This is a genomic window from Mesorhizobium sp. M0048 (genome assembly GCF_040323405.1).
Taxonomy (GTDB): domain Bacteria; phylum Pseudomonadota; class Alphaproteobacteria; order Rhizobiales; family Rhizobiaceae; genus Mesorhizobium.
In genome coordinates, this window is record NZ_JAMYUV010000004.1 from 112,709 (window position 1) to 134,221 (window position 21,513).

A 21,513-nucleotide genomic window follows, 5' to 3' on the forward strand; every position below is an offset into this window, starting at 1 on the left:
CTCTTGGAATTCTTGTCGATTTTGCGACAGGCGTTGGCGCTGGCGGGCCGTTTCGAATAGGGTGCATGGCTACGATCCGGCCAGAGACCGCAATATGCGGCCGCAAACGGATTTCAGGCCGGTACAAGAGCCCGGCCGGAGTAAATCAAGGCCAGAACGAAAGCCAGGGAAGAACGATTATGAGTGAGAACGCGCCGGTCGATCAGGAAGCGTCAAACGCGCGGCGCGGACGCGCTGCCAGCGGTGGCGCCGCAGCCCGACGGGCTGCACGTTCGGGCGGCGGCCCCGGCACACAGCTCACCTATATCAAGCGCAAGATCAACGTCTATGAAGTGCTGGACGAGGAAGGGCTGGCGCTGATCGAAAAGAACACCGACACGGTGCTGGAGGAGATCGGCATCATCTTCCGCGACGACGCCGAGGCGCTAAAGCTTTGGAAAGAGGCGGGCGCCGACGTCAAGGGCGAGCGGGTGCATTTCCCCAAGGGCCTCTGCCGCTCGCTGTTGAAGACCGCTCCGTCCGTCTACACCCAGCACGCTCGCAACGGCGAGCGCTCGGTGCAGATCGGCGGCAACGCGACAGTGTTCGCGCCAGTCTATGGACCGCCCTTCGTGCGCGATCTCGACGGCGTCAGGCGCTATGCGACGATCGAGGATTTCCGGAATTTCGTGAAACTCGCCTATATGGCGCCGTCGATCCACCATTCGGGCGGCACGGTTTGCGAGCCGGTCGACGTGCCGGTCAACAAACGGCATCTCGACATGGTCTACAGCCATATCAAATATTCGGACAAGCCGTTCATGGGCTCGGTGACCGCGCCCGAGCGCGCCGAAGACACGGTGGCGATGGCCAAGATCGTGTTTGGTGACGATTTCGTCGAGAACAACACGGTGCTGACCAGCCTGATCAATGCCAACTCGCCGATGGTCTTCGACGAGACCATGCTGGGAGCGCTGAAGGTCTATTCGCGCCACAATCAGGCCTGTATCGTCACGCCGTTCATCCTTGCCGGTGCGATGAGCCCGGTGACGGTCGCCGGCACGCTGACACAGGTTTTGGCCGAGGTTCTGGCCGGGGCGTCGTTCACACAGCTGATCCGGCCGGGTGCGCCGGTGCTGTTCGGCACCTTCGCCTCGTCGATCTCGATGCAGTCGGGCGCGCCGACTTTCGGCACGCCGGAGCCGTCGCTGGTCTCGTATGGCGCCGCACAGCTTGCCCGCAGGCTCGGCCTGCCGTTCCGCACCGGCGGTTCGCTCTGTGCTTCAAAAATCCCCGATGCGCAGGCCGCCTACGAGAGCGCCAACACGCTGAACTCGACGATCCTCGCCGGCACCAATTTCGTGCTGCATTCGGCCGGCTGGCTCGAGGGCGGTCTCGCCTCCTGCTACGAAAAGTTCATGATGGATATCGACCAGCTCGGCATGACGCAGAAGTTCTCCGAAGGCGTCGACCTGTCGGAAAACGGCCAGGCGATGGACGCCATCCGCCAGGTTGGCCCGGGCAGCCATTATCTCGGCTGCGATCACACCCAGGCCAATTTCCAGACGGCATTCTATCGTTCCAACATTGCCGACAACAATTCTTACGAGCAATGGCTGGCCGAAGGCGAAAAAACCGCCCCGCAGCGCGCCAACGAGCTCGCCCGCCGCTGGCTGGAAAGCTACGAGGCGCCGCATCTCGATCCGGGTATCGACGACGGGCTGAAGGACTTCATTGCCAGGAAGAAGGCGTCGATGGCCGACGCCTTCACCTGAAAGGAGCCCGAATCAGGCGGGGCTAAAGTCGCCAACATCATCCACAAGGAAGTCTGGCGGAGCGCCTTCTCCGACCCGGACAAGAAGGGATGATCCTCGAGCGCAGCATGGTCGAAACCATCGCGGCGGCACTTTCCGCACACGGTCTCGTGCTTCGCGGCGGCTTCAATTTTGCAGGCGCTGAGAAGGCGCCTTCCGATCTCTCCGGCGCTACCGCCAAATCCGTCCTGCTGGTGGGGCAGGCGGGTGCCGCACCTTGGCCGCACTTTATGCACTGGTTGGAGAAACGGTCACAGCCGATCGACGATCCGCTCGACAGATGGTCGCGCGAAGTGATCGGCGCGGTGGCCGGAAAATTAGGGGCGCGCGCTGTGTCGCCGTCCGACAGGCCTTATCTGCCATTCCAGCAATGGGCGATGCGTGCGGAGGGGTTGAAGCCGTCACCGCTCGGCATTCTCATGCATCCGCAATATGGGCTCTGGCATGCCTATCGCGGCGCGCTGCTGTTCGAAGACGAAATTGCGCTCCAAGAACCCCGCGACATGATTCACCTTTGCGACACATGTCTGGAAAAACCCTGCCTGAAATCCTGTCCGGTAGAGGCTTATTCTGCGGATGGTTTTGCACATGAAGCCTGTCTGGCGCATGTGCGCGGGCAAAACGGCGAGCCCTGCCGGACCGGCGGCTGCCTTGATCGCAACGCCTGTCCTTACTGCACCGACTATCGCTATCCGGCCGAAGTTCAGGCCTTTCACATGGCAGCATTCGCGCGTCTGTAGCGTCGCCGAATGCCGCACGAAATCTTGAAGCAGATCGCCTCACTACAGCTTGCGGCGACGGTCACCGCCGGTATCTATCGCACGTCGGGCCGGTCGGCATTGTCGGCTGCTGCATGGGTGGAGCGCGGGCACTGAACGCAGCGGCCAGCTATCCCGGCCGCATCGTTGCCGCGGCCAGTTTCCACGGCGGCAATCTGGCTGGTGACGCCGCCGACAGTCCGCACCGGAAGGCCGCTTCGCTCAAGGCAAGGGTTTATATCGGTACGGCCGGCACTGATCGCAGCTTTCCGCCCGCGCAAGCCGCGCGGCTGGCCGAAGCGCTGCGCGCGGCCGAGGTCGACCATGTCATCGAGAACTATGCCGGCATGGCGCACGGCTGGTGCGTGCCGGACCACAGCGCCTTCGATGCAGCCGGCGCCGAGCGCCACTGGAAGCGGCTGACGACGCTGTTCGCGGAGACGCTCGGTCAGGGCACGCCAACCGTTACGACGTGACGGCGCGCCAGAAAATTCTTTCCATCGCCCCAAGGAACAGCCATTAGCCTTCGTCCAACAGGCAATGATGGCGATGATGCTGGACGAAAGCGAAGCCTCCGACGCTGAACTGATCGGGCGGGCGAAGGGCGGAGATCGGGGTGCTTTCGGCAAGTTGCTCGAAAGGCACTACGGTTTCGTCTATCGCGCCGCCTATCGCTGGTGCGGGAAAAAGGCCGACGCCGAGGATATCGCCCAAGAAGTCTGCGTCCGGCTTGGCCGGGCGATCCGCGACTATCATGGCAGCGGCGTCTTCACGACATGGCTCTACGCTATGACGCTGAATGCGGCGCGCGACATGATGCGCAAGACCGCCCGCGAGACGGTCAAGACCGATGCCTATGGCGCCTATGTCCTGATTTCGGGGGAAATCTCGGCTGAGCCGGAAGACCCGGCCGAGGCGCTCTGGGCGGCGGTGCGCAAGCTGCCGGACAAGCAGCGCGACGCGGTGCTGCTGGTCTATGGCGAAGGGCTGAGCCATGCAGCCGCCGCCGAGGCGATGGCGATCTCGGAGACGACGGCTTCCTGGCACATCCATGAAGCGAAGAAACGGCTGAAGACGCTGATGCGTTCAGCCGGGGAAGTGTGACCATGGTCGACGACAACGAACTCAACAAACTGCGCGACATCGCGGCACCGGCGCCGGACGCGGACGCAAAGGCGCGTGCCCTCCAGGCCGCGCTGCGCGCCTATGACATGGAAGAAAAAACTTTACCGGCCGCCCAAGGATCGGCAAGCGGGCTTCGTCTCACAGAGCGAGCACAAAGGCTCTGGAGCGAAATCATGCAAAAGAAACTCTTCGCCACGCCGGCCATCGCCGGGCTCGTTGCCCTGCCGATCGCCGGATACGCTGCCATGTACATGCTTGGGGAATCCACATTCAGCGGGCCCGAATTCGGCGGGGACGACAAGATCACCGAGACACTGGCCGACAAGCCGGCGGCCGTCAAACCGCCGGTCGTGGCCGAAGCAGACAAGCAGAAGAAGGCGGACGCCGACAGCGAAAGCCGTAACGCCGGCGAGGCGCTTGTGGCGCCGACATCGCCGCCGAAAGCGGAATCGACCGCAGTCGGCGGGTTGACCCAGCAGGACGTGCTCACCCGCAATGCTCCCGAACCGGCGCAGAGTGGCGAGTTTGTGCTGAATGGCGGCACCAGCACCGCGGCTCCGGCCGTCGATGGCGGCGCGCGGGTCGGACGCATGCCTGGCACGGTTGCCGAGCCCAAGCTGATGGCACAGCAGCCTGCCGCTGCGCCGGCCGACCAGATGCTGCCGCAAGAGGAAAACCGCGATCGCATCGAGAATTTCAAGACCAATCCGGTGCATGCCGCGCTGGAAGATCCGGTCTCGACGTTCTCTATCGATGTCGACACCGCTTCCTATTCCTTCGTGCGGCGCTCGCTGAAGGAAGGTTTTATTCCGCAAGCCGATACGGTGCGCGTCGAGGAGATGGTCAACTACTTCCCCTATGACTGGAAAGGCCCGGACTCCACCTCGACGCCGTTCAACTCGACCGTCAGCGTCATGCCGACGCCATGGAACGAACACACCAAGCTGATGCACGTCGCCATCAAGGGCTTCGACGTGAAGCCGGCCGAGCAGCCCAAGGCCAATCTGGTCTTCCTGATCGATGTGTCGGGCTCGATGAACGAGCAGGACAAGCTGCCGCTCCTGCAGTCGGCCTTCCGACTGCTGGTCAACAAGCTGAGACCTGACGACACGGTCTCGATCGTCACCTATGCGGGCGATGCCGGTACCGTGCTGGAGCCCACCAAGGCTTCGGAAAAGGACAAGATCCTCGCTGCCATCGACAATCTGACATCGGGCGGCTCGACGGCAGGCGAGGCCGGCATCAGGCAAGCCTACCGGCTGGCGCAGAAATCCTTCGTCAAGGACGGCATCAATCGGGTGATGCTCGCCACCGACGGTGATTTCAATGTCGGCCAGACCGACGACGACGATCTGAAGCGGCTGATCGAAAAGGAGCGCAAGACAGGCGTATTCCTGTCGGTGTTCGGCTTCGGCCGCGACAATCTGAACGATCAGATGATGCAGACCATCGCCCAGAACGGCAATGGCACCGCTGCCTATATCGATACGTTGGCGGAGGCCGAGAAGGTACTGGTCGAGGATGCCTCCTCGACACTGTTCACCATCGCCAAGGACGTGAAGATCCAGGTCGAGTTCAACCCGAACAAGGTTTCGGAGTACCGGCTGATCGGCTACGAGACCCGCGCCTTGAATCGCGAGGATTTCAACAATGACCGGGTCGACGCCGGCGAGATCGGCTCAGGCCATTCGGTCACAGCGATCTACGAAATCACGCCTAAGGGCAGCGGCGGCGAACAGATTGATCAACTGCGCTATGGCCAGGCCTCGGTGAACAATGGCGGTGTTGCCAATGCCGACGAATATGCCTTCGTCAAGATCCGCTACAAGCTGCCGAACGAGGACACTTCAAAGCTGATCACCACGCCAGTGACGTCAGCCGACGAGGTGGCGTCGTTCGACCAGGCCAGCACCGACCAGCGTTTTTCCGTTGCCGTTGCTGCCTTCGGCCAGAAGCTGCGCGACGAGGATGCGACCGCGAAGTTCGGCTACGACAAGATCATGCAGATTGCCACCGCCGCCAGAGGACCCGACCCGTTTGGATACCGGTCCGAGTTCCTCTCGCTTGTGCGCCTTGCCTCGGCGCTCGGCGGTAACCGGTAGTGGCAATGACCGCCGGTTTCTTTCAGATGGGATCGTTCTGATAGGGGGAGCCGGCCTACGGGCGGGTGAGGCAGGCCGGCGAGGGAAACCTTGCCGGCCTTTTTTTCGCGGCCGCACTGCTTCGCGCGGACCGCGTCGCAGACGAAAGCGTCAGGCGCGTCCGCGGCGCCGCTCGCGGCGGGCTTCGCTGGTCTCGGCGACGTTGACCGTAGCCTGCTTGTTGCGCATCGGGCCGATGCGTTCGACGATCTGCTCGACGGTCGGGCGATCCGACTTGGTATGCGCATCGAGCGCCTTGCGCATGGCGGCAAGGTGCTGGAACGAGGTACCGCAGCAGCCGCCGACGATTTTGGCGCCGGCATCGACGGCGAGGCGCACATAGTCGGCCATCAGCTCGGGTGTGCCCGAATAGTAGATCTCGGCACCGCGAAATTCGGGAATGCCGCAATTGCCCTTGACGATCACCGTTGCCTCCGGCTTCGCCTCGGTCATGTCGAGCAGCGAAGCGAGAATATCGGAGGCGCCGACACCGCAATTGGCGCCGACACCGAGCGGCGTCTGCGACAGGCCATCGACGACGCCGTGGATGTCCTTCGGCAGCAGTCCCATCATGGTGCGGCCGGCGGTATCGAAGGAGCCGGTATAGGTATACGGCAGGCCGACGCGGATGGCGGCTTCGGCGGCGGCACGGATCTCGTCCGGCGCCGACATGGTTTCGATCCAGGCGACTTCGGCGCCGCCCGCCTTCAACCCCTCGATCTGCTCGGCAAAGGCCTCGACCGCCTCGTCATAGGTCATGGCGCCAAGCGGTACCAGCAGCTCGCCGGTCGGGCCGACTGAGCCGGCCACGATCACCTTGCGGCCGGCCTTTTTTGCAACGGCGCTTGCGATTTCGGCGGCGCGCTTGTTCAGCGCATAGACCCGGTCCTGCGCATGGTGCAGCTTGAGCCGATGGCGGGTGCCGCCAAAAGAGTTGGTCAGGATGATGTCGGCGCCGGCATCGACAAAGTTCTGGTGCAGGCTGGTGATGGTGTCGGGAGCGGTCTCGTTCAAGAGCTCGGGAGCCTCGCCGGCCTCAAGGCCCATGGCGAACAGATTGGTGCCGGTGGCGCCATCGGCGAGCAGGACGCCCTTTTCGGCAAGCAGCGCGTCGATCGGATTGGTCATTGTGGAATACGCCTTCCCGGAGAATTATTGAGATAACGATATAAAGAATTCTTTATGTGACGTCAATGTCGGCGCGGGAAACAACCGGTCAAAATCGCATCTCCGCCAGCTTTCGTGTGAAGCTGGCCGCCTCATGCGCGTTGACGTCCGCGGCACGGATCAGATTGTCGAAATGGCTGGTCAGGATGCGGATCGGCTGCGTGGCGTTGAGCACCAGATACATGTCGCCGACGTAAATGGCAGCGCGATAAGGCCCGAAGATCGTGTAGGGGATCGAATAGCGCATCCGCCCGTCATAGAGAAACAGGCGGAAGGTGGGATAGAGGTCGTCGAGCAGTGTCGCCATGTGGAGGAGTTGCTGGTGGCGGTCGGCTTCCGGAAAGCGGTCCCACACGCCCAGCCCGCGCGCGAAGATCTCCAGCGTGTGGCGCGGCATACAGACTTCCATGTCGGTTTCGGGCCGTCGGTTGTAGTCAATGCGATACTGCGTTTCGCCGGCCTGTGCCTCGCGGCTCTTGTTGGCGATGACGGCTTCATAGTCGACAAGCGCCTCGGTGCGCAGAAGATCGGGAATGCCGGCCGGCACGTAGCGGATTTTCGTTCCCGCCGCCTCGGCATGCCAGCGAGCCAGCAGCGTGCGGTCGAAGCCGTCCGGCGCCTCCTCGATCTCAAGGCTCTCGCGGATTTCACCGGTGACGCCCTCGTCGTGGCTGAGGCCGAGCAGCCAGTCGAGCGAGACTTTGAATTCGGCGGCGATGTTAAGCAGCGTTTCAGCACGGGGAAGGCGGGTCGAGCCGCCGGAGAGCAGCTGCGACAGTGCCGAACGGTCGATGCCAACCGCACCGGCGAACGCTGATTGGTTCAAATCGGACCTTGTCAAGAGCATTTTCAGGCGCTCGCGAAAGATCGTCGACAGGTCGCGCTTGTCCAAATCGCCGTCCCACTCGATAGGAGGAATAATTTGCGCTGAAACCTGCGAACGCGGGCTTCAGGCGTAAATGAATCCGGTCCGTTGTTTACAATGCATAACATATGCAGCTGAAAATGCGCAATCGCAACAGTTTGTGCGCTTTATCGCGTTGCCTCGATGCAACACTCCTGACACAATGCTGTCAGGAATCAAACGGGTTCCGGCGACTGGAAGGCAGTGGTCGATAGCATGACGAGCATGGGCAATAGGCGACACGGCGCAGCAGCCATCGAATGGCCGACCGTATTTCTCGCACTTCTCTGTTACGGCGGCTGGCTCGCTGCCGGCTTTCTGCTCTGGCCATCCTACCCGCTGCTGGCGCTCGCCTTTCTGACCCTGATTGCGACGCTGCAATCCTCGCTGATGCACGAGGTCCTGCACGGCCACCCAACCCGGAACGCGCGGCTCAACGAAGCGTTTGTGTTCCTGCCGATTGGCCTTGTCTGGCCGTTTCGCCGGTTCAAGACCATTCACCTGCGCCACCATGCAGACGAGCGCCTGACCGATCCGCTCGACGATCCCGAAAGCTATTACGAGGCGCTCTGGCAGCACGAGGGCCTGCCGTCGGCGATGAAATTCCTGCTGAAGATCAACAACACAATGCTCGGCCGTTTCGTGCTGGGCCCGTGGCTTTCCTGCATAGGCTTCTTCATCGACGACGCCAGGCAGGTTGCCGCGGGCGACAAGGTCGTCCGCAAGGCCTGGCTGCTGCACGCTATCGGCCTCGCCATCGTGCTGCCCATCGTGCAGTTCGGCTTCGGCATGCCGTTGTGGCTTTACGTTCTGGTGCCGGTATGGCTGGGACAATCGCTGATTTCGATCCGCACCTACGCCGAGCACCAATGGTCGGAACATCCGGAAGGCCGCACGATCATCGTCGAGCGCTCGCCGCTGTCCTTCCTGTTCCTCAACAACAATCTACATTTCGTCCATCATAAGAGCCCGACGGTGGCCTGGTACAGGCTGCCGAAACTGTTTCGCGACCGCCGCGACGAGTGGCTGCGGATGAACAATGGCTACGCCTATCCGAACTATTTCGCGTTGCTCAAGGCCTATGCCTTCAAGGCGAAGGAGCCGGTCGTCCATCCCGTGCTGCGGCGCATGCCGGAACCGGGACGCGCATTCAAGCCGCGTGTCAGGGCACGCAGCCTCAATGGGCTTGGCAGCGCACCGGTACCCGCCGAGCCGCCGAAAGAGTGATTCTTGCGTTGTTGCAGGCGGTTCCGCGCGGACGACGCTTTCCTGAACTTGTCAATTTCCCCGCATAACGGTCAAATCCCCGACATGAGCGAATTCATTGCGGCTTTGCCGATGTATGACTGGCCGGAAGCGCGGGACGAGGTCGACGCGCAATGGGCGCGGTTGCGCGATACTTTCAGACAAAGGGGCATCGATGCGCCGGAGACAATCGTCCGCCGCAATGGCGATTTGCCTCCAGTGCCTGGCGGTATCCGAGACGATCAGGGAAAACCCGTCGCGCCAGATCCGGCGACATTGCCGCCGGACGAGCTGGATTTCCACCGGCTCTGGCTGCACCCGGCGCTGCTCCTTGCGCAAACCTGTTGGGGACCGATGGAACTCGGCCTGTCGCAACGTGTCCAGCTCGTCGGTCAGCCGCGTTACGATGCCTTCGAGGGTGGACAGGGCGAACTCTATTCGAGCGCCATCATCATGAGAGCGGGCGAGGCACCGCAGGCAAGGTCGCCGGCCGACGGCGGTGCCGTCATTCCGCTCGATCTGCTGCGCGGCCGGCGTTTCACCTTTAACAGCCTGGATTCCATGTCGGGCATCATCGCGCCAACTCGCGACCTGCAAGCATTGGGCGAGAGTCTGGACATCTTTTCCGCGTTGAGCGAAAGCCGTGGGCACCGTGCTTCGATCGTTGCTGTTGCCGAGGGCAGGGCCGACGTCGCGGCGATCGACTGCGAGAGCTGGGCGCTGGCGCAGCGTTTCGAGCCTGCGGCGCAGAAGGTGACGGTCGTCGGCTGGACAAGGCGTCGCAAAGGCTTGCCGTTCATCACGGCCAGGACAACGCCGGAAACGATCGTCACCACGATGCGCGAGGCGATCGCAGCGCTCATATAAACGCGTCGCGTCGGGCGGCCTCATGCGAGCACTTTAGATTCCAGTTTACGCATGTCGTTATCGCAGAACCGCTGCACACCCTCGGGTCAAGCCCGAGGGCATGCTTTTGTGGGACATGCATTAGCAGCCGCCAAGCAGCCGATTGTCGAGCGGGTAGGTCGAAAGCTTCTCGTTGCCGGTTTCGGTGATCAGGATCTGTTCCTCGATCTTGGCGCCTTCGTAGCCGCCAAGCCGACCGATATAGCTCTCGACGCACAGCACGATGCCAGGTTCGAGCACTCCGTCGGGTGTGTCGTCGGTCCAGTCGCTAGCATGCGGCAAAGTCGGGTATTCGTCGGCAAGACCGACGCCATGATAGAGCACCCCATAACGGGCGGGGAAGCAGTCCCCCGGCGGCACTGACGAGCGCTCGACGAGGTCGCGGAACGATACGCCCGGCCGCATCAGCTCCGTGTTGTTGGCGATCTGGTCGGCGGCGATTCGGAACAGGTCGCGCTGCTCCTGCGACGGCGGCGCGTCACCGCAAAGCCAAGTGCGCGAAAGGTCGGCGCAGAAGCCGTAAGGACCGATCAGGTCGGTGTCGAAGGCGACGAGCTCGCCGGCCTCGATCGTCCGCGACGAGCACTCCTGGAACCACGGATTGGTGCGCGGACCCGACGACAGGAGCCGGGTTTCGATCCATTCGCCGCCGCGCGCGATGTTTCCGCGGTGGAGTTCGGCCCACAATTCGTTCTCGGAAATCCCCGGCCTCAGCGCCTGCTCCATCTCACCCATCGCTGCCTCGCAAGCGACGATCGCGCGGCGCATGGCAAGGATCTCGTCGGGCGATTTGATCAGCCGCGCATTTTCCATCACCGCCTCGCCATTGCCGGTCGAAATGCCGAGACGGGCGAGCTCTTCGATGCCCTCGGGATTGATGTGGTCGATCGCGATACGGCGATTGCCGCCGCCGTGTTCCAATACCAGCTCGGCGATGCCGGCTGCCCAGCGGCGGACTTTTTGACCGGTCAGCTCGCCGCTGTACAGATAAGCCCACGACACTGCCGGCCGCACCTCGTCGACGACGCCGGAATGATCGGAAAGATGCTCGCAGGAGAAATAGTCGAACAGCACCACCGGGCCATCGGTGGCGACGAAACAATGCCTGGTCCGATTGTGTGCGACCCAGAGCTGCATGTTGGTCGCATCCGTCGCATAGCGGATGTTGACCGGATCGTAGAGCAAGGCTCCCGCATAGTCGCGGCGCTTCAGCTCGGCGCGGATGCGCTCGAGCCGGTATCGGCGCATGGCGGGCAGGTCAGGAGCAGCAATTCCCGCCGCCTGCCATTCGGTTTCCGCCAGCGCTCCATAGCCCAGCGCATGCTGGTTGAGTTCAGCGGCCTTCAGCCGCGATTTTTTGCGCAGCACACCGTTCGAGCCGTCCGGCTCGAACGGCATGATCTTGCGGTGATGACGGGGCCGGTCAGTCGGGTTCCTGTCCACCGTCGGCTCCTCCGCTAACGCCTTCTTTTGGCACCGTGGCTCCTCCCACCGCCATTCTCTTCAATCTTACATAGGCGCCGGGCCGGGTGGACTTGTCGGTGCCACGCAACAGCGGAACCATCATTTGCCGCGGCTGGCCGTCCGGCTCATAGCCGGCCGCTTTGAGCTGCTCCAAAATGACCGGACGCGGATCGTCACGGTCAAGCCAGACGAGTACGGCCGGCTCCTGCATCAGCATTTCGAAATTAGGCACTTCCTGGTCAAGTGCGACCAGTTTTTCGTCGACCAGCCGCAGGTTTCCGACCCATGCACCATCAGATATTGCGGTTTTGACCGGTCCGTCCGCAGTCAGTTGGCGATAGAGGGCGGGGTAATCCACGCGGATCATCCGCGACAGACCACTGGTCCCGTTTATCTGGACGTACCAGGTGGCGGGCGCGAGGAGCACGGCGATTATCGCTCCAGCCGCGATTACCAGGAGCTGCGCATTCCTGCCGTGCGGCGCCAGCCGTTCCATAGTGGCGACGATGGCCAGCGGCAACATGAACAGGACAGGTAGCAGCCAGCGGTCCTTGACCACCGTCACGCCCGTGACCAGTACAAGTATCGCAAGCATGGCCAAGCCGAGCGCCAAGGTACGCCGCAACAGAATTTCCCGAGCCGGACCTTTCGGGTGCCACTCGGAGAAACGAAACCCGGCCAGCCCGAAAGCCAGCGCGGAAACGAGCACCGGCAAGACCGCGAAATTGAAGGTTCCCATGATAAACTTGCCGGCACCGACAAAAGCCGCCGCCATGCGCCCTCGTTGCGAGTCTATTCCGAACTTCTCGCCTCTCGACAATAAATCGGCGGGATGCATGAGGCTCCAATAGGTGGTTGGCGCCAGCACCAGTATCGCGACCGCTATGCTGATGGCGAACTTCGGATCGAGCATTACGCTGCGCCATTCGCGCAGCGACAGCACTGCCGCAACAAGGGCCACCACGAGGAAGACATCATTATATTTGGCAAGAATTGCGGCCGCCGTGGCCAAGCCAAACGCCGCATAGGCGACCATGCTTCGCCGCTCGACAAGATAGGCCATAGCAAGCAGGAGCAGCGAGCAGAAGGCGACGACGGCGACGGAATGCGACAAGGCGCGCTGCGATTCCCAGACGATCTGCGGGATCGTAAACAGGCCGAACATGGCCGCCGCCGCCGTCGCTTTGGTGTAGCCAAACCGCCGCATGGCGGCGAACACGCTGCAGGCGGCTAGGAACAGCACGGAGTATTTGACGAGCTTCAGCGTGAAGATACTGGTGCCGAAAACATGCGCGGCCAGCCAGTTGATCCAGGTGTAGAGGGGTGGTTGCGAGCCGCCATATCCAGCCCAGAGATACGGTATATAGATCAGCTGCTCCGCATCATCGATGCCGACGCCGGTTCCCGCCCAAGAGCTCAACAGGGACAGTATGACGGTCTGCAAGGCGAAGTAAGCCGCGACCACGACGATCGCCGCCGGGAACGGGCCGATCCGTCCCTCGGCCAGCCACTCGGCCCATCTCAGATTGTACTTCAATGAAATCTCATCGCCCCTGCCAGCAGAGTGTTGCCGGCTGCGCTAACATGAAGAGCATGCTCCGCACAATGCGACCGGCTGGCTGCGCCTACGTCCTCATCTTTTCGCCGCTCGGATCGAACGGCGGTTCGACATTGATGCGTGCGGGACGCCGGTGGCCAAGGATTTCGATCTCGAACAGGCCGGCGCTCTCGTTCTCGGCAAGCGCTGCCGGTACATAGCCTTGCGCCATCGACTTCTCGACATAATGCGCATAGCCGCCGGAGGTGACCCAGCCGACCACGCGCCAGTCGCCGTCGACAATGCCGCGCACGGCAGACGCGCCTTCGGCGGCGTTCGAGCCGCGCACTTCCTTGCCGCCCGCGTCGAAGCGCGGTGCACCGTAGCCATGCGGCTTTTCCACCGTGCCGTAATCCTTGCCGCCGACTTTGGCCCAGATCGGCTCGTCGCCCATGACGTCGGCATCCGCGGCATCGACGATGAAGGAAACGCGGCGCAGCTTCGGCCTTGCCGCCTGTTCCCTGGCTGCCGCCTCCCGGCCGATGAAATCGTTCTTCTCCAGCTTGATGAAGCGGTCCATCGAGCCTTCGAATGGTCCGTAGATTGGACGTAGCTCGCGGAACCAGGTCGGGAAGTTCTTCTCAAGGCGCATCGAGAGCAAAGCCCGCATGCCGAAATCGATAAGGCCAAACTCTTCGCCAGCCTCCTTGATCGCCTTGTAGACCAGGCGCTGGTAGGCGGGCGCCATCCAGATCTCATAGCCGAGGTCGCCGGTGTAGGTGATGCGGTTGACCATGCAGGGCGCGCCGCCGACCGCCATCTCGCGGAAATCCATGAAGCGGAAGGCCTTGGTCGAGATGTCGACATCGACCAGTTTCTGCAGCAGGTCACGCGATTTCGGCCCGGCGATGGAGAGGCCGACCAGCGTCTGGTCGAAGCGGTGGATGCGCACCTCTGACGCCCTTGGGCCGTCCTTGGGCAGATGCTTCTCGAACCAGCGCATGTGATACTTCTGCGCTGCCGAAGAACCCCAGATCATGAAGCGTTCTTCGCCCGCCTTGGCGATGGTGAAGTCGCCGATCAGCCGGCCGAACTCGTTCAGCATCGGCGTCAGCACGATGCGGCCGGTCTTTGGCATGCGATTGGTCATCAGCCGGTTGAGGAAATCCTCGGCCCCTGGTCCGGAGACTTCGTATTTGGCGAAGTTGGCGATCTCGGTGACGCCGACCCTCTCGCGGGTGGCTCGCACTTCCTCGCCGATCGGGCCAAAATCGTTGGAACGGTGGAAGGACACGATGTCCTTTGGCTCAGAGCCTTTCGGCGCGAACCAGAGCGGGGTTTCGAGCCCCCAGCTATCGCCCATGACGGCGTTATTGGCGAGCATCGTGTCGTAGAGCGGGGTTGTCTGCGCTGGTCTTGCCGCCGGCAATTCCTCGTTGGGAAAGCGGATGGAGAAACGGCGCGAATAGTTTTCGCGCACCTTTGCGTTGGTGTAGCGCAGCGTTGCCCATTCGCCGAAGCGGGCCACGTCCATGCCCCAGACGTCGAAGCCCGGATCGCCATGGACCATCCAGTTGGACAGTGCGAGACCGACGCCGCCACCCTGGCTGAAGCCGGCCATGACGGCGCAGGCGCACCAGAAATTGGTCAGGCCCTGCACCGGGCCGACCAGCGGGTTGCCGTCCAGCGCGAAGGTGAAGGGACCATTGATGATCTGCTTGATGCCGGCCTTCTCGATGCCGGGGAAATGCTTGAAGCCGATCTCGAGCGACGGCGCGATGCGGTCGATGTCGGGCTGCAGCAGCTCGTGGCCGAAATCCCACGGCGTGTTGACCGGCGACCACGGCTTGCAGGCCTTTTCATAGGTGCCGAGCAGGATGCCGTTGCGCTCCTGGCGGGTATAGATCTCGCCCTTGAAATCGAGCACGCCGATCATCTCGCGGCCGGTCGACTTGTTGAATTCCTCGACCTCCGGCATCGGCTCGGTCAGGAGATACATGTGCTCCATGGCCAGCACCGGCAGTTCGACGCCGACCATGCGACCGATCTCACGCGCCCACAGGCCGCCGCAGTTGACGACATGCTCGGCTTTGACCGTGCCTTGCTCGGTGACGACGTTCCAGGTGCCGTCGACCTCCTGCGTCAGTTCGACGACGCGGTTGCGCAGCACGATCTCGGCGCCCAGCTTCCTGGCGGCCTTGGCATAGGCGTGGGTGGTGCCGGAAGGATCGAGATGGCCCTCGACCGGATCCCACATGGCGCCGACGAAATTCGTCTCGTCCATCAGCGGGAACATCGCCTTCGCCTCGGACGGCGTGATCAGTTCTGTGTCCATGCCGAGATAGCGGCCCTTGGCGTGGGCGAGCCGCAGGAAGTCCATGCGCTCGGGCGTATCGGCCATCATCACGCCGCCGGTCAGGTGCAGCGAGCAGGATTGGCCGGAAATCTCCTCGATCTCCTTGTAAAGCTGCACCGTATAGGCCTGCAGCTTGGCGACGTTGGGATCGCCGTTCAGCGTATGGAAGCCGCCCGCCGCATGCCAGGACGAGCCGGAGGTGAGCTCCGAACGCTCGATCAGCAGGATGTCGGTCCAGCCAGCCTTGGCCAGATGATAGAGCACCGAGCAGCCAACGACCCCACCGCCGATGACAACCGCTTTTGCATGAGATTTCATGAAGATAGTTCCGTTTTTGAAGAGATTGACTCGAGTGAGCGGGGCGCGAAAACAAAGCGGAGGTCGAATACAGCGGTGTTTTCGGCCAGCCTGCCATCAAGCGCGGCAAGAATGGTTTCACAGACGGAAGTACGATGTTTCAGGACGTCATGGTTCCAAAGACGCAGGATCGAATAGCCTTGGGCGCGCATGAAATCATCGCGGCGGCGGTCATATGAACTGTCGGCGTGCTGTTGTCCGTCGATTTCAACAACAAGCCATTTTTCGCGGCAGACGAAGTCTGCAAAAAAGGCGCCGATGGAGAACTGACGCGTAAAGCGATAGCCGCCAAGCTTGCGCGCCTTTAATTCAAGCCAGAGCAGTGCTTCCGCCTGATTGCCTGCTTGCCTAAGTTTTCGTGCTCGCTCGGTTGTACCTATTTTGCGGCGACTACGCGTTTCATGAACGGCTTCCCCCACTCCGTCGCTGCTTCGCAGCGCCACCTCTCCCCCCTCCGGAGGGAGAGGAAGGGGGCTGGCTGGAATAAGGTCGCGCCCTTCCTCTACCCCGTCGATCGGGGGAGAGGTGTCGAGCGAAGCTCGACGGAGCGGGGGTCGACTGTTCATCAAACCAATGATCAGAAATCGGTCGGCGCGCCGCCTTCGGCCCGGCGCTTGTCGACGAAAGCGTTGAGCTCCTCGCGGATTGCCGGGTCCATATAAGGCTCTTCATAGGACGCCAGCCGTTCCTTCCACACGCGATTGGCCTTTTCGAGTGCGGTCGGCGATCCGGCCTCAACCCAACTCTCGAAATTGCGCCAGTCGGAAATGATTGGCGCGTAAAACGCGGTCTTGTAGCGGTCCTGCGTGTGCTGGGTGCCGAAGAAATGGCCGCCGGGGCCGACCGACTGGATGGCGTCGAAACCGAGCGCTTCCTCGGAAAGATCGAGCGGCGTCAGGAACTCGGCGACCATCTGCAACAGGTCTATATCGAGGATGGTCTTTTCGTAGGAACAGCGCAGGCCGCCTTCGAGCCAGCCGGCCGCATGCATCATCAGATTGCCGCCACCCTGAATGGCGCCCCACAGCGAGAACACGCTTTCATAGGCGGCTTGCGCGTCGACCGTGTTAGCGGCGCAGGTGTTGGAGGTGCGGTAGGGGATGTTGTAGCGGCGGGCGAGCTGCCCGCCGACCAGCTGCGCCTTCATATATTCCGGCGTGCCGAAGGCCGGCGCGCCGGACTTCATATCGACATTCGAGGTGAAGCCGCCGTAGCCGACAGGCGCGCCCTTGCGCACCATCTGCGCAAAGGCGATGCCGGACAGCGCCTCGGCATTCTGTTGCACCAGCGCGCCGGCAATCGTCACCGGCGCCATGGCGCCGGACAGGGTGAAGGGCGTCACGATGACCACCTGGCCCTTGCTCGACATCTGGATGATACCTTCCATCATCGGCACGTCGAGCTTGAGCGGCGAATTGGTGTTGATGATGGTGAATACCGACGGCTCTGCGAGCAACTGCTCATGGCTGATGCCGCGCGCGATCCTGGTGATCTCGATGCCGTCGACGTTGCGCTCCTTACCGAGCGAATAGATGTGGAACATCTTGTCGGTCAGCGTGGCGAGGTCACGGATGCATTCGAGGTGGCGCACGGACGGATGGATGTCGATCGGCTCGACCGGGTAGCCGCCCGTGCAGTTCAATATGTTGTGCATCTGCGCAAGCTTGAGGAAGTTGCGGTAGTCCTGCTGGTTGCCTGGCCGACGGCCGCGGTCGACGTCTGAGCAATTGGGTGCCGACGCCATCATCGAGATGATCAGATTATCGCCACCAAAGCGCACATTGTGCGCCGGGTTGCGGGCGTGGATGGTGAATTCCGGCGGGCAATGGGCAACCAGTTCCAGGATCATGTCGCTGTCGAAGCGCACCCGCTCACTGCCCTCGCGGACATCGGCACCATGCGCCTTCATGATGCGCCGGGCTTCGTCATGCAGCACGTCGACGCCGATTTCCCGCAGCACGCGTAGAGAGGCGAGGTGAATTGATTCCAGCTCGTCGTCGGAAACCAGCCGGGTCGGCGTCAGCGGGTTCTTCAACTGCCGAAACGGCGGCTGCTCAAAGGCCGTCGATCCGCCGGCACGCTTCCCCGCGCGGCCGCCGCGACGGGCGCGGTCGTTTGCCAGTGCCGGTTCGGCGGGCTGAAGGGCGGCGGTCATGATAGTCCTCGTACGCTGCGGCAATGCGGCGGCATAATGGACCGCCGGCCGTCCGGCCATTGCGGAGGCGGCGACCACTAGGGCGAGGGAAGCGACATGCCCTGGGGCAGCCGGCGGGATCGCCAGCCTCTTGATCGCGTTCCGGCTGGCGCAAGCGGTTTTCGTTGCCGGTGCTTACCGCGACGGAACCGAAACGCTAATCCTGCATCATGGACCGGGCGGAACAAAGCAGCGGCGAAATAGGGCAATGGGCGGCGATCACCGGCGTGATCGCCACCGTCTCGGTGTTCGCCATCGCGCAAGGGCTGAGCTATCCGCTGTTGAGCTTCATCCTGCAGCGCCAGGGCGTCTCGCCGGCCATAATCGGCCTGTCGGCGGCAATGACGCCGATCGGCTTCATCGTCTCGTCGCCGCTGGTTCCGGCGCTGGCGCGGCGTTTCGGGGCAGGGCGCACCGCGCTTACTTGCGCGGCACTTTCCGCGCTGGTGCTCGCGCTGATCGGCTGGACCCAAAATGTCTATCTGTGGTTTCCGCTGCGCTTTTTGATCGGCGCCGTCACCAACCCGCTCTACGTGCTGAGCGAAGTCTGGGTGATCGCACTGGCGCCGCCGGCACGCCGCGGCCGCGTCATGGGCATCTATTCGACCATCATTTCGGCCGGCTTTGCGGCGGGGCCGCTGTGCCTGCTTGCGGTCGGCACCGTGGGATGGCCGCCGTTTCTGGTCGGCATCGGCGCATTCCTGTTTTGCGGCGCCTGCCTCGCCTCGGTGCTGGCACGGCTGCCCAAGGTCGACGAGAGCGGGCACCGGGTTTCGGTGCTGGGGTTCGTGCCGCAGGCGTGGCTGCTGTTATCGGCGGTGATTGTGGCCGCCGGTTTCGAACAGGCGGTGCTCGCCTTGCTGCCGGTCTACGGAACACATTATGGCATTGCGGAAGCGCGCATGTCGGCGCTGCTGTCAGTGATGATCGCCGGCAATATCGCTATGCAGGTGCCGCTCGGCCTGTTGGCGGAACGACTGACGGCGCGGCTGGTGCGGTTCATCTGTGTTTCGATGACGGTGCTGGGATGCGCGCTGCTGCCGGTTCTCATCGAGACGCCGCTGATCTGGTCGTGCGTCTTCGTCTGGGGTGCGGTTTCGTACGGTATCTACACGATGTCGATCATCGAGCTCGGCGAGCGGTTCACCGGCTCGGCACTGGTCGCCGGCAATGCCGCCTTCTCTTTGATGTGGGGCATCGGCGGCATCGCCGTGCCGCCGCTGGCGGGCAGCGCCATGGATGTTGTTGGCGCCGGCGGCCTGCCAATGACGCTCGGTGCCATTTGCCTGGCGCTGACAGTTGTAACGGTCATTCGAAGACGGATGGCGTGAATGCCAGAAAGCCGCCGTTTCTGACGAACGACTTGAATATAAGCGGCCCCATGTCGATCTTGGCTATGCCGCCGCCCGATTCAACCGGAGACCTCATGACCAAATCGAATACCAAGGGACAGCCGGGTTCACCGGCCCAAGACCCGTTTCTCTGGCTGGAGGACAGGAGGAGCAAGCAGGCGCTCGACTGGGTGCATCGCCAAAATGCGATCACGGTCGGGGAGCTGCAGGGTGATCCGTCCTATCGGACGTCGTTCGAGACGGCACTCGACCTGATGACGGCCGAGGATAACATCGCCGTTGGGGCCGCTATCAACGGCTATGTCTATAATTTCTGGCAGGACCGAACGAACGTACTCGGCCTCTGGCGGCGCACCACGGTCGCGTCCTACAAGACCGACAAGCCGGAATGGCAGACGATCATCGACTTCGATAACCTGGCGGCGAAAGAGGGGGTGAAATGGGTGTTCAGCGGCGCCAGTCGGCTCTACCCCGACTTCAGCCGCTGCCTACTCAACCTGTCGCCGGATGGCGGCGATGCCAGCGAGATGCGCGAATTCGATATCGAAAGCAGATCGTTCGTCGATAGCGGCTTTCGCGCTCCTGCCTCGAAGTCGAGCTTTAGCTGGCTGGACGAGGACACGGTTATCGTTTCCGCCGCCTTCGAGGAGGACGACAAGACCCAGTCCGGTTATCCGCGCGTGGTCAAGCTTTGGCGGCGCGGCACGCCACTGAACGAGGCGATGCCGATCTTTGAGGCGCTGAAGCAGGATCTTGCCGCCGGCGGGTCCGTCGAATTCGACGGCAACAAGCGTCATGTCTTCCTCGCCCGGACCATCGACTTCTTCGCCTCGCACAGTTTCCTGCGGCTGCCATCGGGCGAAAACAGGCGCATCCCGTTGCCGGACGACGTCACCGATACAGCACTGTTCAAGGGCCAGTTTGTCTTCGGCGTGCGTACGCCATGGACGGCGCCGGACGGCACGCTGTGCAAGCCCGACGGGCTCTATTCACTCGATTTCGAGCGCTGGATCGAAACCGGGCTATTCGGATCCCTCGATACCGTGCTCGAGCCGGCGCACCGTGTCTCGATCGCCGGTATTGCCCGCACGCAGGACCGGCTTTTCATCAATTTGATGGACAATGTGCGCGGCAAGGTCGTCGCCGGCAAGCGCAGCGACAGCGGCTGGGAGTTCAAGCCCGTGGCTTTGCCCGAAAACGGCAATGTCGGCATCAGCCATGCCGAGCATTTCGGTTCCAGCGTCTCCTTCTCCTTCACCGATTTCCTGACGCCGAGCTCGATCATCTGGTCGGACGACAACGCCGCGGGGCTGGCAACGGTGAAGTCGCAGCCGGCGCGTTTCGATGCGTCGTCGCTGGTCTCCGAACAGTTCGAAGCGCGCTCGAAGGATGGCACGATGATCCCGTACTTCGTCGTCAGGAGGCGCGACTTGCATGGACCCGTGCCGACATTGCTTTACGGCTATGGCGGCTTCGAAGTGCCGCTGCTACCCGGCTATGCCGGCGTGCGCGGCAGGCTGTGGCTGGAGAAGGGCAATGCCTATGTGCAGGCCAACATCCGCGGCGGCGGCGAGTTCGGGCCGAACTGGCATCAGGCGGCGCTCAAGGCAATCGCCAGAATGCCTTCGACGATTTCGCCGCGGTGGCGCAAGATCTGGTCAAACGCGGCATCGCTACGCCCGCCACACTGGGCATCCAGGGTGGATCGAATGGTGGTCTGCTGACCGGCGTCTCGCTGACCCAGCACCCGGAATTGTTCGGTGCAGTGATCATCGAGGTGCCGCTGCTCGATATGCTGCGCTACACCGAACTGCCGCCCGGCGCGTCATGGATGGCCGAGTATGGCGATCCGGCGAAGCCGGTAGAGGCAGCCTGGCTCGCCGCCTATTCGCCCTACCAGCATGTAGACACGGACGCAGCCTATCCGCCGGTGTTGCTGACGACCTCGACCGCCGACGATCGCGTCCATCCCGGGCATGCGCGCAAAATGGCGGCACGGCTGCAGGCGGCCGGCCACGGCAAGACGCTGTTCTTTGAGGAGACCGAGGGCGGCCATGGCGGACGCGGCGATCGGCGGCCGCAGGCCGCACAGGCGGCAATGAAGTACGTCTTCCTGCAGCGGGCCCTGACTGGCACCAATTGACTGGCACCAATTGACCGGCGTCGCTTTACCGGCACGGCTTGAACTGAGGGCTCGAGGCAGCCTAAGGTACA

General features: G+C 62.6%; 14 protein-coding genes and 2 pseudogenes. 9 read left to right on the forward strand and 7 right to left on the reverse strand.

What is annotated here, in order from left to right; all coding sequences use genetic code 11:
• The first annotated feature begins 179 nt into the window (after positions 1-179).
• The 5 genes and pseudogenes from NKJ84_RS06090 (at position 180) to NKJ84_RS06110 (ending at position 5,778) form a co-directional block, all read left to right on the forward strand.
• Positions 180-1,754, forward strand: a complete 1,575-nt coding sequence (locus NKJ84_RS06090) for a trimethylamine methyltransferase family protein (RefSeq protein WP_254818174.1) — start codon at positions 180-182, stop codon at positions 1,752-1,754.
• 89 nt (positions 1,755-1,843) lie between these two features.
• Positions 1,844-2,533 carry a hypothetical protein gene (locus tag NKJ84_RS06095; protein WP_352505751.1) on the forward strand — a complete coding sequence of 230 codons (690 nt, stop codon included), beginning with the start codon at positions 1,844-1,846 and terminating at the stop codon, positions 2,531-2,533.
• Between the two features lie 86 nt (positions 2,534-2,619).
• Positions 2,620-3,027: pseudogene (locus NKJ84_RS06100) on the forward strand (dienelactone hydrolase family protein); the annotation flags it as partial.
• Positions 3,028-3,094: 67 nt separating this feature from the next.
• Positions 3,095-3,655 carry an RNA polymerase sigma factor gene (locus tag NKJ84_RS06105; RefSeq protein ID WP_352505752.1) on the forward strand — a complete coding sequence of 187 codons (561 nt, stop codon included), beginning with the start codon at positions 3,095-3,097 and terminating at the stop codon, positions 3,653-3,655.
• A 2-nt stretch (positions 3,656-3,657) separates the two neighbouring features.
• A complete protein-coding gene (locus NKJ84_RS06110; RefSeq protein ID WP_352505753.1) occupies positions 3,658-5,778 on the forward strand; it encodes a vWA domain-containing protein in 2,121 nt (706 codons plus the stop codon).
• Positions 5,779-5,928: 150 nt separating this feature from the next.
• On the opposite strand, the gene bmt is transcribed toward NKJ84_RS06110, so the two are convergent.
• Both bmt and NKJ84_RS06120 read right to left on the reverse strand, forming a co-directional pair.
• Positions 5,929-6,945: a betaine--homocysteine S-methyltransferase gene (gene bmt / locus NKJ84_RS06115; protein ID WP_292654777.1), complete on the reverse strand. Its 1,017-nt coding sequence runs from the start codon at positions 6,943-6,945 to the stop codon at positions 5,929-5,931.
• Between the two features lie 88 nt (positions 6,946-7,033).
• Positions 7,034-7,876, reverse strand: coding sequence for a helix-turn-helix domain-containing protein (locus NKJ84_RS06120; RefSeq protein ID WP_254818179.1), 843 nt, complete (start codon positions 7,874-7,876; stop codon positions 7,034-7,036).
• Between the two features lie 228 nt (positions 7,877-8,104).
• On the opposite strand from NKJ84_RS06120, the gene NKJ84_RS06125 reads away from it, so the two are divergent.
• Positions 8,105-9,115: a fatty acid desaturase gene (locus NKJ84_RS06125; protein WP_352505754.1), complete on the forward strand. Its 1,011-nt coding sequence runs from the start codon at positions 8,105-8,107 to the stop codon at positions 9,113-9,115.
• 84 nt (positions 9,116-9,199) lie between these two features.
• A complete protein-coding gene (locus NKJ84_RS06130) occupies positions 9,200-10,000 on the forward strand; it encodes a phosphate/phosphite/phosphonate ABC transporter substrate-binding protein (RefSeq protein WP_352505755.1) in 801 nt (266 codons plus the stop codon).
• A gap of 120 nt (positions 10,001-10,120) precedes the next feature.
• Here NKJ84_RS06130 and NKJ84_RS06135 read toward each other — a convergent pair whose 3' ends face one another.
• The 5 genes from NKJ84_RS06135 to NKJ84_RS06155 form a co-directional block, all read right to left on the reverse strand.
• A complete protein-coding gene (locus NKJ84_RS06135; RefSeq protein WP_352505866.1) occupies positions 10,121-11,437 on the reverse strand; it encodes a M24 family metallopeptidase in 1,317 nt (438 codons plus the stop codon).
• Between the two features lie 25 nt (positions 11,438-11,462).
• A complete protein-coding gene (locus NKJ84_RS06140) occupies positions 11,463-13,040 on the reverse strand; it encodes an ArnT family glycosyltransferase (RefSeq protein WP_352505756.1) in 1,578 nt (525 codons plus the stop codon).
• Between the two features lie 88 nt (positions 13,041-13,128).
• Positions 13,129-15,714, reverse strand: a complete 2,586-nt coding sequence (locus tag NKJ84_RS06145) for a GcvT family protein (RefSeq protein WP_352505757.1) — start codon at positions 15,712-15,714, stop codon at positions 13,129-13,131.
• A complete protein-coding gene (locus NKJ84_RS06150) occupies positions 15,711-16,196 on the reverse strand; it encodes an endonuclease domain-containing protein (RefSeq protein WP_352505758.1) in 486 nt (161 codons plus the stop codon). Before NKJ84_RS06150 ends, NKJ84_RS06145 begins: the two co-directional genes overlap by 4 nt.
• A 134-nt stretch (positions 16,197-16,330) precedes the next feature.
• On the reverse strand, positions 16,331-17,908 hold the full coding sequence (locus tag NKJ84_RS06155) for a trimethylamine methyltransferase family protein (RefSeq protein ID WP_254818184.1): 1,578 nt from the start codon (positions 17,906-17,908) through the stop codon (positions 16,331-16,333).
• Between the two features lie 209 nt (positions 17,909-18,117).
• Between NKJ84_RS06155 and NKJ84_RS06160 the strand changes: the two genes are divergently transcribed.
• Both NKJ84_RS06160 and NKJ84_RS06165 read left to right on the forward strand, forming a co-directional pair.
• Positions 18,118-19,278, forward strand: a complete 1,161-nt coding sequence (locus NKJ84_RS06160) for an MFS transporter (protein WP_352505759.1) — start codon at positions 18,118-18,120, stop codon at positions 19,276-19,278.
• Positions 19,279-19,373: 95 nt separating this feature from the next.
• A pseudogene (locus tag NKJ84_RS06165) lies at positions 19,374-21,442 on the forward strand (prolyl oligopeptidase family serine peptidase).
• The last annotated feature ends 71 nt before the right edge of the window (positions 21,443-21,513 follow it).